Here is a 12,602-nt window from a genome sequence, read left to right on the forward strand (position 1 = left end):
TGAAATACGCCGGTGGCTTCACGGGCAGTGCCTATCGAAAGAGCGTAAGAGTAAGTCGTAAGAACGGAAGGGAGTACACTGTATTCAACGTTGATGAGTTCGACTTCAGCCATTTCCGCATTGCCGACGGCGATTCGGTCAGCGTCGACTCCATCCTTCCCCGCTATAAGAACACCGTTGAGATTAAAGGAGCCGTCTTCAGGCCCGGTCTTTACAACATAGGCAGCCACATCAACACCGTACGTTCGCTGATTGAGCACGCCGAAGGGGTGAAAGAAGACGCCTTTACGGCCCATGCCGTGATGCACCGCATGAAGGAAGACCGCACGCTTCGTGTCATCCCCATCGACGTGGCCGGCATTATGAAAGGCACCGTGGCCGACATTCCCCTCCAAGAAAACGACATTCTCTTCATTCCCACACGGTCGGACATGATGCAGGAAAAGACCATCACCATCCATGGCGAGGTACATTTCCCGGGTGTCTACCGCTATGCTGACGACGAAACGATAGAAGACATCGTCCTCCAAGCTGGCGGATTGAAGGAAACAGCGTCCACAATCAAAGTGGATGTGGCCCGCCGTGTCTACAACGCCAAGGCGCAAACAAACGACAGTATCATCGCCCAAACCTACTCGTTTGCCCTGAAAGACGGGTTCGTCATCGACGGCCAACCCGGTTTCAAGCTCCAACCCTACGACGAAGTCTACGTACGCCGCAGCCCGGGCTATAACCTTCAAAAGAACGTCAGCGTGGAAGGACAAATCATGTTTGCCGGAAAATACACGCTCTCCACACGCGGCCAGCGCCTCAGCGACGTAGTACGTCAGGCTGGAGGAGTGACCAATTTAGCCTACACCAAGGGTGCCCGACTCGAGCGAAAGATTACTCCCGATGAGCGACTGCGCATGCAGACCGTCATCAAAATGATAGAAGCGCAGAAAGGAAACAAGCAAGATACGCTCAATGTGGCCAAACTCGATTTGGGCGAAACGTACTTCGTGGGTATCGAACTCGACCGTGCCTTAAAGGAACCGGGGGGCGACGCCGACCTGATTGTGCGTGAAGGTGACCGCCTGATCATCCCCGAATACAACGGAACGGTCAAGATCAGCGGCGACGTTATGTACCCCAACACCGTCGCTTATCAGAAAGGTAAGAGCGTGGCGTGGTACATCAATCAGGCCGGTGGATGGGGAAACCGCGCCAAGAAAGGCCACACTTATGTCATTTATCAGAACGGAACGGTGGCCCGCATCAGTCATTCGACGAAGGTAAGGCCGGGCTGCGAGATTGTCGTACCCAGCAAACCGCAGCGCAATGCCACGCCGTTGACCGAATGGCTCACGCTCGGCACCTCGGCCGCAAGCATTGCAACGATGATCGCAACGATAATAAACCTTGCCAAGTAATAGCCCTACCGCTTTGTTCATGACCAACAGTAAGCCATTACTCACTATCCTTATCACCACTTATAACCGTGCGCCGCTGCTCCATGCGCTGCTCGGTTTGCTTGACGGCTACCGCAAACGGGGGCTCCACTTCGACATTATCGTCAGCAATGACCACAGCACCGACGACACGCAGGCCTTGTGCGGACAATGGCAAGAGCGCATGCCCAACCTGCGATATGTGGAGACACAAGTGCACGAAGGTATGGACCCTAATTTCATCAGGGCCTATTCGGCCTGCACCACCGACTACTGCTGGCTGCTCGGCGACGCACGTTTTGTGAGCTACGAAGGGCTGAACACCCTCTTACAAACGCTCGAACAGCGGCGCTACGACGCCCTTATACTCAATTGCCACCCGGCACTCACACTACCCGACGCCACCTATACCGACATCAATCGCCTCATGGCCGACCTTGGTTGGCAAATCACCAACAACGCCTCGTGCGTCATTCCCACGGCCTACGCTACCCCGGCGGTTTATCAACGCTACGTCGGTACGACCTTTCTCCACATGGGTATTATGGTGGAAAACCTATGTAGGGCGTCTCATTTTCAAGTGCGTTACCTGAGCGAAGTACGGGTTGAGAACCTCGAGATACCCCATTATACCAAGCAAAGCTGGACTTGCCACCCCTTTCTTAACTTCGGTAAGTTGTGGTATGAGTTCGTTCTGTCGCTCCCGCAGCAGGTTAACGAGAAGGTGAAACAGCAGGTCCTGCTCGACCACAACCGCTATACCCAACTGCTGGCGCCCCATAAGCTCCCCGGCATGAAGGTGGCTTTCGGCCGTATTTTCGTAGAGAACTATAAGGCTTGCCGGGCCTATGTGCCCCATGTTTCCACCGCTCCGTTGTGGCTGTACGACCTTATCATCCTATGGGTGCCCACCTCATGGCTTCGCATCATGCTCCGTGTGTTCAAATATTTTCGGCATGTAATAAACCCTTGACCCTCGTTTCGCATGCAAGAACATCACAAGTTATCCCGCCGTATTACGCTCAACACCGTCGCACTCTATGCCCGTTTGCTGCTTTCACTGCTCATCGGGCTTTATACTTCGCGTGTAGTGCTCGACGCGTTGGGTATCGACGACTTCGGTATCTACAACCTTGTGGGTGGCATTATCCTTGTGGTCAACTTCCTAACCAATGCGCTTACACTTTCTATTGACCGTTTCTTGGCCTACGCCCTCGCCCATTCCGACCGTAAAAGGTTGCAAGCCGTGTTCTCAACCGCCATCCATGTGGTGGTGATAACGGCGCTGCTCATCTTTATTTTTGGGGAAATCATCGGCTTGTGGTTCATCGACCACCACCTTGTCATTGCTCCCGATAAGCTCCCCGCGGCTCATATTGTCTTTCATACGTCTATCATTTCGTTTGTACTTCTCATCCTTGCCACGCCTTATAATTCGGCCGTCATCGCCCATGAACACATGCGTTTTTTCGCGTTGACGGGCATACTGCAAAGCGTTTTCAAGCTGTTGATAGCCTTGGCGCTACCGCTTTTTGCCGGTTCTTTGCTCATAGTTTACGCTTGGCTCATGGTAATTCCATCGGCTCTGCACCTGATTCTGAACTACATTTACAGCCGTAATAATTTCCAAGAGACGGCTTATCGGCCTATTGCCGACCGCCCGTTGCTCCGTGAGATGACGACTTTTGCCGGTTACAGTCTGTTCGGTAATATGGCCACAGCCTTGGTGACACAAGGCCAAAGCGTGTTGCTCAACCTTTTCTTTGGCCCGGCGCTCAACGCCGTCCGTGGCCTGAGCATGCAGATTTACAATGCCCTCATCACCTTTATCAGTGGCATTTACACAGCCGTAAACCCGCAAATTACAAAATCCTATGCCCGCTCCGACCATGACTTTTTCCGCCAATTGGTGTTCAACAGTACGAAACTGGCCTACGCACTGCTCTTTGTTTTGGCCCTCCCCATAGGCCTTGAGGCCGACACGTTGCTGGCTATATGGCTGAAAGAAGTACCTGCTTACACGGTTGTTTTCGTACGATGGATGGTGGTCAACGCCCTTGTGTATAACTTTGTAACGCCTTCATGGATGGCCCTTCAGGCCACGGGACGGGTGGCACGCATACATCTTGTGACCGGATCGCTCAACTTGCTCAATCTTGTAATTACATTCTTGTGGTGGCATTTCCATGAATCGGCGCCACAGAGCATGCTGGTCATCAATGTTCTTATCAGCTTGTCGATGCAAGCAGCCACCGTTATCATTCAACGCCAACAGCTCCACATCGGTATCAGGGAATATCTGTCAAAGGTTGTCGGACCTATGGTGGCCGCATCCTGCGCAGCCTTTCTGCTACCGGCGGGACTGCATTTCAGCCTCGCATCGCCCATGTTGCGACTGTTTACCGTCATTCCGCTGGCCATCGTCTACTCCCTCCTCTCCTTTTATTATTTGGGAATTGGGAGCGAACTTAGGCAATATATCCGCCAAAAAGCGGTTACTATCATACAGAGTAAATCATTTTTTTAACCATTAGAAATTGCAAATGATGAATTCAACTTCACCCCATTCCACGCCGGTCATCGACCTTTCAGATATTTTCCATAGGCTTTACAAAGGACGCCGGACGTTTTTCTACGTGCTTCCCGCAACGTTTGTAGTGGCCTGCCTCATCGTTCTCAGTATTCCACGATACTACCGTTGCGAGGTAACATTGGCGCCCGAGCAAAACGATCCGGCCGCAGGCATGGGTAGTTCGCTCGGTGCTTTGGCCTCTTCTTTCGGCCTAAATGTTGGCGGAGGATTAGGAACCACCGACGCCATTTCGCCCATATTGTATCCTGAAGTACTCAAATCTACCGATTTCTTGGTGGGCATGTTCAGCGTGAAAGTTCAAAAGCCGGATGGTCAACTCACCACTTATTACGACTATCTGAAGCGTGACCAGCGCTATCCTTGGTGGACTTTAGCCTATCAAACTATCAAAAACTTGTTCATTTCTTCCGATAACCAAGGCAATAACAAAGCCGTGAATGCCTTTCGGCTCACCCGTGAGCAGACCAACATTGCACATAAGATAACGGATAAAATCAAGTGTACCATCGACAAGAAGACCGATGTTATCACCATAAGGGTAGAAGACCAAAATCCCGTAGTGGCCGCCTTATTGGCCGATACGGCACGTATAAGGTTGCAAAACTTTATTACCAATTACCGCACCAACAAGGCACGGACCGACTTGGCCTACGCAAAACAACTGCATGACAAGGCCAAGCAGGACTATATCCGTGCACGGAGGGTCTACATTTCGTACTCCGACGCCAATCAAGACTTGGTACTTAAGAGCTTCCAATCAAAAACAGAGGACCTTGAAAACGAAATGCAACTGAAGTATAACATCTACACTTCCACGGCCACCCAACTGCAAATGGCCTATGCCAAGGTACAAGAGCGCACGCCGGTGTTCACAACTTTGGAACGCGCCACAGTACCTTTAAAGCCTGCCGGGCCCAAACGTATGCTTTTTGTAGCGGCCATGCTCGTGCTCTCTTTCATCGTTACATCGACCTATCTCCTCATCCGCAAGGCATGATTTATTTGTTAGTAGCATTTCTCATCGTCATCATTGCCCTCGTATTCTTGGAAGACTACGTGCAACCTTATCATCGCTATATCTATGCCGGCTTGTGTGTGGGCTTGATTCTGATGGCAGGTTTGCGCCCCATGGGCCTTGACCCGGACTCTATGACCTATGAGAAAATGTTTCTACAACTTGATAACGAAGCGCTGGCTTTGCAGGTGGAATATTCTTTCATCGCCATTTCCAAGGCATTGCGGCTGATTACCGATGATGTGCGGATAGTGTTTCTATTTTATGCCATCCTTGGTATTAGTCTGAAATTATGGGCCATCCGTAGGCTCACACCTTGGTATTTTCTGCCTATTGCCATCTATTTCGGCAACTATTTTATACTCCATGACTTCATTCAAATACGTGTTGGAGTGTCTTCGGCCTTGCTGCTAATGGCATTAAAACCCTTGTCCGAGAACCGCAAATGGGCCGCGGCGGCTTATATTACTTGCGCTGTATTCTTCCATTACTCGGCTCTCATCCTCTATCTTCTGCTATTGTTCAGCAACAAACCACTATCAAAAGCATGGAAGATAGGTCTGTCGCTCATTCTTCCCACTGGCATTTTGCTCTTTCTTCTTCGTATAGATTTCCTCACGTTCATCCCCATTCCCTACTTTCAAAACAAGGTTGAAGTCTATCGTAAGTTAGCCGATATAGGAATCTTTGACGCCGTTTCACTCCTAAGTCCGTTCATGTGGTTAAAAGCTTTTGTGCTTCTTTACCTGCTCTTTTTCTACGATACCGTTTACAAATATTGCCCCCAACTGCCCATTTTACTCAAAGCGCAGGGACTGGCATTGTTCTTTTTCTTTGCTTTTTCATCGATTCCGGTGTTCAGCGGACGTATCTTTGAGTTGTTTGGGATTGTCGAAATCATTCTCTTTCCTTACCTATTCTATACCATACTGCCCCGTAAGGCGTCGTTGGTCATCGTGTGCGGCATAGGCGTCATTGAGTTTGTATTCACTATTTTCATCTGGAAACTGCTTGATTTTTGGCCTTACTCATGAATATAATCATTGATGGTCGTCCATGGACGGCAACAAGTGCGGGCATAGCTTCTTTTCTTCGAGGCTGCCTGATAGCATGGGCGACCGCCTCGCCGGCCGACCGCTTCATCGTGGTTTTGCCACGGCGGGTGCATCCTTCCGTGTCGTTGACCGATTTGCCATCGAATGTTTCCCTCGTCATTCACACCTTACCACTGCTTTATTGGCTGCCAAATTTAGTGTGGCTTCATACGTTTGTTCCTTTCCTCGTCAGAAAATATCGGGGCAACCTCTACTTTTCAGCTTTACCGAGCCTGCCTTTCGGCCTACCGAGACGTGTCAGGAAAGTCATCGTGGTGCATGATGTTGTCAACATAGAGTACCGCGATACCATGCAATGGACAAACCGTTTGGCCAATGTTTTCTTTGGTAATGCGCTCAAGCATGCCGACATCGTATGGACCAACTCTTACTATACACGCAGCCGTTTACAAGCTCTCTTTCCCCGATTGATGACCGGCAAGCCGGTATTCACGGGCTGTGCGGTAGACAGAAAGACTTTTCATCGGCTATCATTGTCAGCCGATGAGCAGCTGATTTTACGTAAGAAACATGATTTACCACCCCATTTCATACTATTTGTAGGTTCCTTAGAACCCCGAAAGAACCTATCGTTGCTGCTCCGTATCATGCCCGCCATCTACCAAACTACCGGCCGTGAACTCGTTGTTGTGGGTGGGAAAGGATGGAAAAACAATGACATCAGTCGACAGATACAAGCCAATGACGCCTTGAAAAGCTGCACTCGATTTTGCGGATACGTAACTGATGAGGACTTGTCAGCCCTCTATAACATGGCTGATTGCTTTGTTTCGACCTCTCTCAACGAAGGCTTTGGCATGCCCCAACTCGAAGCATTGTTGTGCGGTTGCCCTATCATTACAGCCAACAATTCGGGAATGCGCGAAGTGGCGGAAGGCAACCCGGGAGCTACTCTCGTAGAAAGCTATGAGCCAAAGGCCTGGTATGAGGCGATCAAAGCTGCCTTACGACAGCGTCAAAGGGTAGCTTTGGAGCCGTTAAAAGCCTACAATTGGAAGCTGGTTTTATCACAGTTCATTCAGCAACACTTACATCATGAAACTCGCAATAGACTGTAGATTCATCGGAAAGAGCGGGATTGGCACTTTCATAGAGAATGTTTGCCACGCATTTTCCCACATTCCCGGCAATGAATATCTGCTGATCGGGAATGCGGAAAAGCTCTCTGAACGGTTTCAGAGTCCCTGCTTCAACGTGTCAGACTGCCGCATCCCGCCTTTCTCTGTGGGCGAATTATGGCGTTTCCCCACGGCAACCATCAACCAATGTGACGCTTTTTTCACTCCAAGTTATAACATTCCGATGGGTATTCATGTCCCCATTTACGCCATGATTCATGACACCGTGCAGCTTGATTTACCCCAAATTTATGCACCATGGCGCCGTTTACTCTATAAAATAGGGATGAAACGGGCACTTCATCTATCACGTGCCATCTTCACGGTTTCGGACTTTTCCCGTTCAAGAATTAAGGTTCATTTCACTTCTACCTGCCCTATTCATGTAGTATCCAACGGCATTTCCAGCTCGCTGCAGGCCTTTCAAACCCCTCATCCTCGCAATAACATCCCCAAAGACTTCATTGTTTATCTTGGAAATCTCAAGCCCTATAAAGGTTTAGACACCTTGCTTGCCGCCTATCAGCAGGCCCGTCGTCAGCCAACAGCCCCACAACAACTCTATATTATCGGCAATATTGACTTTCAAACACGTGACAAAGGCATGGCCAATCTGCTGCAAAAAGGCGATATAGAGGGCGTTCAGTGGATATGCCAAGCTGATAACGAACGTATTTTTGATCTTATTCAGCGGGCTAAGGCCCTCATTGCACCATCACGCTATGAGGGCTTTGGCCTTGTTCCCCTCGAAGCCATGTATCTCGGAACGCCGGCTATCATTTCGGACATTCCGGCACATCGCGAAGTCTACGCAGGCACTCCGGCCTTATTTTTCAAAGCGGGGGACGCTGAAACATTGGCCTATCATCTGAAACATTTGCCCGAGCAACGAATCAATTGCCGTGATTTTCTATCGCAACGCTTTGACTATAAGCATACGGCTAAACGCATCTTAGACGTTATCCACAAGGAGGTAAGCCGATGAAAAGCAATGCCACGCATCCTATTGACGTATCTATTATTATCGTCAATTACCACACAGAGGAGCTTATCATTGCCTGCATTCAGTCTATTTTGCGGCATACGGAAGGCTTGAACTATGAAATTATCGTTGTCGATAATGGCTCATCAGACCATCTGCGTGAGGCCATGAGCCGGTCATTTGCTGGTAAAGTGACAACCATTTGCCCCAAACAAAACGTTGGATTCGCACGTGCCAACAACATGGGAATCCAACAATCAGCGGGTCGTCATGTGCTTTTCCTCAACCCGGACACCCTTTTGCTCAACAACGCCATCAAATTTCTGTGCGATTATCTCGACCTTCATACCGAGGCAGGGGCCTGCGGTGGCAATCTTTTTGACGCACAACAACGTCCCACTCACTCATTCCGACGCCTCTATCCGGGTATCTTTTGGCAGCTCTGCGATATGTCTTCGCATGCTTTGGACCGCATTTTCTTCGGCTCATCGTGGCAGTTCAACTATACAGAAAAGCCATTTAAGGTAGCTTACATCTGTGGTGCCGATCTCATGGTAAGGCGCAGTGTGCTGGAAGAAGTGGGCGGATTCGCATCCGATTTCTTCATGTATTACGAAGAAACCGACTTGTGTCATCGCATCACACAAGCCGGTTATCAAATTTATTCCGTACCCGAAGCCGCCATACAGCACCTTGAAGGGAGCACCGAAGCGCCATTGCCAACGCCCACCATCAATGAGTTACGCCTTGCCTTGGCCGAACATGGCCGCTACGTTTACTACCGTCGTAACCTCTCTTGGCCACATCGATTCTTCACTCATGCCATATATACAGTATCACTGTGCGCATTCAGTTTAGCAGCAACCTTGCTACGACGAGGCAATGCCGCAGCCTTTCGGTGGCGCCTACGTATATTCATGCAGCTTGTTGCTCACCAACGACCTGACATTTTTCAAGGTTTACCTTTACAAACATAGAGCTGTCGCAGCGTTTCTTGCACACATTCGGGCACAAAGTGGCTCTTCACCCGCTCTCTTCCTGCCTGCGATAACCTATTATATAAGGTATCATCAGCCAACAACCTATCAATAGAAAGCGCAAAAGAGCGCACATCTCCATTTGCCACTTCAAGTCCCGTGATCTCATGAAGGCTCACCCAATTGACTCCGGAACCGGCTATCGTGAACGTAACCGGTACCGCTCCGCAATACATGGCCTCAGCCAATGCCACGCCAAAAGCCTCATTGCGTGTGACAGAAGGGAAGGCAAACACCCGCGAAGCACGCATCCACACACCCAATTCGTCATCAGGTATATTGCCCAAAAACTCAACATTAGGCAATGAACGGGCTATTGTCTGGAGCCGGGAAGTCAACGGTCCGCTCCCTCCAATGAGCACTTTACACGGTTGACGTAACAGTTTTACCGCCTCCAAGAGCCTATCAAGGCCTTTATAAGGGACATGACGACCCACAAACAATACGATATGCTCACCATAACGCTGCCTTATTTTCTCGACCGTCAGCCCCGAGGCTGCACACAGATTCAACTTTTCCTCCGATATAACATTGGGCATTACCACACATTTATCACGATAACGCCGCAACATGAGTGAAGATTCCATATAAGCGTGGCTTGTCGCAATGACAGCCGAAGCTAAGCCTAACACCCGCCGTTCTCCAATTGCCACCAACCGATAAAGCCGCCGATGCACGATAATATCCGAATGCCAATGCACGATAAGCCGTACACTTCGGGGCAACAAGGCCAACACATAGAACATCGCAAGTGGATTCGGAAGGTGCAAATGGACCACATCCGGTCTGAAATCCCTCAACACCCGTCGCAACACTCGCCCATAATGATAAGGTATAGCCTGCTGCCACAACCTACGCCACACGCCTACCCGCACCACTGCTATGCCGTCAACGCAGTCGATAGTGTCTGTCTTGGAATCGGCAAAGCACAACACCCTCACCTCCATACCCTCCGTATGGTCGACCAAAGTCTTGCACACATCCTCGATTCCACCGATATGTGGCCAGTAAAAATTTGATATATGAAGGATGCGATGTCCCATTTCCATAAGCTATATCTCTTATAAACGTAACGTCACTGATTTTATTTCATCCCTTAATAGAATTTCAACCATCCGCCAAGTTCAAATCACCGACTAACGCAAAGGTTTTTTATCAACATGTCATCTTCACGAAATAAAATCAGTATCTTTGCACCCGCAACGGTCGTTTCTGCCCTTATGAATTATTAAATACCTGCCCGCAATGGCGGCATAAGTACCCCTAACAAACTACATAAACAGCAAAAGAGGACGGTATATAGGTTGATAACAAGCTATATTTTAATATGAATCGAGAAAAAAAAGATACACAATCAGACTTTATACCCGATGGTATGAGCGCTTGGGAACGGTGCGTCAAGCGACTGATAGACCTTTGCGTATCAGCCATAGGGCTTATTCTACTATCGCCGCTGTTCCTGATTTGCTACATTACCGTGAAGCGAGAAGACGGTGGGCCGGCCATTTTCAAGCAACAACGCATAGGTCGTCATGGTCTACCTTTCTATATATATAAGTTCAGAAGCATGCGCATGGACGCCGAAAAAGACGGTCCTGCCCTCTATCAACACGAACGGGAAACACGCATGACACGCACGGGAATCTTCATAAGGGCCCACCATCTTGACGAGCTTCCTCAACTTTGGAACGTTCTCATGGGCGATATGTCGCTCGTAGGTCCACGCCCCGAGCGCAAGTTTTATATCGAACAGATTATCAAACGTGACGCCCGCTACCCACTACTTTACCAAATCCGTCCCGGAATTACGTCGTACGCGACTCTTTACAATGGCTATACCGACACCTTGGATAAAATGATTCGCCGCTTGGAACTCGACCTTTATTATCTTCAACATCGGTCGTTGTGGTTCGATACCAAGGTACTTTTCAATACATTTCTCAATCTGGCGATAGGCCGTATCTTCTAAACGGCAAGGGATTTTCAGAACTTCTTGAAAATCAAACGCACATCCTTGCCCCGCAGCACCATTTTTCTGCCTTTCAAAGTCTCAACGACAAACGACTCTTCCAAGGCGTTAATACCAAACATTCGCAACGCATCCGCCGTTGTCAAAAGCGGATCTCCTTCCTCCCTATTGGAGCGATGAGGCTCTGATAGTTTCAATTCTTCGCCGTCATGCGCAAACCTCAACACGCATTCCGTGGTCGGATCAATCTTATCAACAACCGATAACAAGTGGCCCTGAAACGACCAGAACACTCTCTGCTCGTCCATCTGACGGCTTCCACCCGTAGCTAACGTGTCGACTTTCTCCAAATGCCAGAAGCCATCGAGAGGCCCATTGTCAGATGTTTCTATATCGCATGAAGCACAAAGTGCCACGACCACTAATGCCAAAAAAAACTTTTTAAAATACCTCATCGCCCTTTCTGTTTAAAACAATCCGGCCTTACTGACGCTAAATTGCAGGCCATAATTATGTCCCAGCAGGTCACCCTCGTCGAAACCGCAGGCTCCTTTCAACTGCCATCCACTGCCCAAGCGCATGCTTACCTCACCCATGACACTCACATTGCGCTTCATTTCGGTAAAGGGATAGGCATAAGTGCCCCATCCTTGCTGCACCGTGGCCAGCAACCGATAATCAACGGTCTCCACGGGACGTCCCGAAACGCCAAGATGAATGGCCCTGAAACGGCTGCTTTGTACGCCAATGCTTCCATCCTTATTATATATAGGTGAGCGATAGAGCGGATTTCCCATCACTTGCCCCCAGTGTTGCCAGCCCGTATAAAGATAATGATTGTAATAGTTGTCATCACCACTGATGTGATCGCTCAACGTTTTCGTATGGTCATGGTAGATCGGACCACTCTGATAGTCGGTGTGCAGGTATTCCAACACGACATTCTGCAACCACCACCCTCGCTTCAAATGAAGCTCAAGGCCCAACATCATGTCCTTAAAATCATAAAGAAAATAGCGCCTACGCTTCTTCACGCCCCATTCCTCGCCCTGTCCGTAGCCGTCATAATCCAACTGGAACATGGCCGAATGGTCCTCAAAGAACTTATCTGCGTAAAGACTTAGCTTCCACCCGTCGGTCTCATAGTTGACACGAGCCAGCCATGAGCCCAATTGGTTGCCCGCTATGTTCTGATACATCGTCTCACCTACGTCCGCTCCTCCCGGCACAAAGACATGCCAAAAGTCGCGTAAGCCCATACCACTCTTAACTGTTTTCAGCGGTCCTTTGCCCTCCGTGAAATGTAACGTACCCCCAAACGTGGCGGCCATTTCCAATCCCAA

Annotated in this window: 11 protein-coding genes and 1 pseudogene; 9 read left to right on the forward strand and 3 right to left on the reverse strand. The window is 49.4% G+C overall.

Going from position 1 to position 12,602, the window contains the following annotated elements; all coding sequences use genetic code 11:
- From VIR50_RS03620 to VIR50_RS03655, 8 genes are all read left to right on the forward strand, one after another.
- Positions 1-1,412 (forward strand): SLBB domain-containing protein (locus VIR50_RS03620; protein WP_331933774.1); only part of this gene is annotated, 1,412 nt, incomplete at its 5' end.
- Between the two features lie 19 nt (positions 1,413-1,431).
- Positions 1,432-2,403 (forward strand): glycosyltransferase family 2 protein, encoded by a 972-nt coding sequence (locus VIR50_RS03625; protein WP_331933775.1) that lies wholly within the window; start codon positions 1,432-1,434, stop codon positions 2,401-2,403.
- A 12-nt stretch (positions 2,404-2,415) separates the two neighbouring features.
- Complete coding sequence (locus tag VIR50_RS03630) at positions 2,416-3,957, forward strand: hypothetical protein (protein ID WP_331933776.1); 1,542 nt, start codon at positions 2,416-2,418, stop codon at positions 3,955-3,957.
- Positions 3,958-3,973: 16 nt separating this feature from the next.
- Complete coding sequence (locus VIR50_RS03635; protein WP_331933777.1) at positions 3,974-5,020, forward strand: chain-length determining protein; 1,047 nt, start codon at positions 3,974-3,976, stop codon at positions 5,018-5,020.
- Positions 5,017-6,072, forward strand: a complete 1,056-nt coding sequence (locus VIR50_RS03640) for an EpsG family protein (protein WP_331933778.1) — start codon at positions 5,017-5,019, stop codon at positions 6,070-6,072. Before VIR50_RS03635 ends, VIR50_RS03640 begins: the two co-directional genes overlap by 4 nt.
- A complete protein-coding gene (locus tag VIR50_RS03645; RefSeq protein ID WP_331933779.1) occupies positions 6,069-7,211 on the forward strand; it encodes a glycosyltransferase family 4 protein in 1,143 nt (380 codons plus the stop codon). Before VIR50_RS03640 ends, VIR50_RS03645 begins: the two co-directional genes overlap by 4 nt.
- Positions 7,189-8,256: a glycosyltransferase family 4 protein gene (locus VIR50_RS03650; RefSeq protein ID WP_331933780.1), complete on the forward strand. Its 1,068-nt coding sequence runs from the start codon at positions 7,189-7,191 to the stop codon at positions 8,254-8,256. The genes VIR50_RS03645 and VIR50_RS03650 overlap by 23 nt, the downstream gene beginning before the upstream one ends.
- Complete coding sequence (locus VIR50_RS03655; RefSeq protein WP_331933781.1) at positions 8,253-9,230, forward strand: glycosyltransferase family 2 protein; 978 nt, start codon at positions 8,253-8,255, stop codon at positions 9,228-9,230. The genes VIR50_RS03650 and VIR50_RS03655 overlap by 4 nt, the downstream gene beginning before the upstream one ends.
- On the opposite strand, the gene VIR50_RS03660 is transcribed toward VIR50_RS03655, so the two are convergent.
- Complete coding sequence (locus VIR50_RS03660) at positions 9,206-10,339, reverse strand: glycosyltransferase (protein WP_331933782.1); 1,134 nt, start codon at positions 10,337-10,339, stop codon at positions 9,206-9,208. The genes VIR50_RS03655 and VIR50_RS03660 overlap by 25 nt on opposite strands.
- A 278-nt stretch (positions 10,340-10,617) precedes the next feature.
- On the opposite strand from VIR50_RS03660, the gene VIR50_RS03665 reads away from it, so the two are divergent.
- Positions 10,618-11,259: a sugar transferase gene (locus tag VIR50_RS03665; RefSeq protein ID WP_331933783.1), complete on the forward strand. Its 642-nt coding sequence runs from the start codon at positions 10,618-10,620 to the stop codon at positions 11,257-11,259.
- A 14-nt stretch (positions 11,260-11,273) separates the two neighbouring features.
- Here the strand turns inward: VIR50_RS03665 and VIR50_RS03670 are convergent, their stop codons facing one another.
- Both VIR50_RS03670 and VIR50_RS03675 read right to left on the reverse strand, forming a co-directional pair.
- Positions 11,274-11,681: a lipocalin-like domain-containing protein gene (locus VIR50_RS03670; RefSeq protein WP_331933785.1), complete on the reverse strand. Its 408-nt coding sequence runs from the start codon at positions 11,679-11,681 to the stop codon at positions 11,274-11,276.
- A gap of 45 nt (positions 11,682-11,726) precedes the next feature.
- Positions 11,727-12,602: pseudogene (locus VIR50_RS03675) on the reverse strand (capsule assembly Wzi family protein); the annotation flags it as partial.

Source organism: Prevotella sp., from assembly GCF_036570325.1.
Taxonomy (GTDB): domain Bacteria; phylum Bacteroidota; class Bacteroidia; order Bacteroidales; family Bacteroidaceae; genus Prevotella.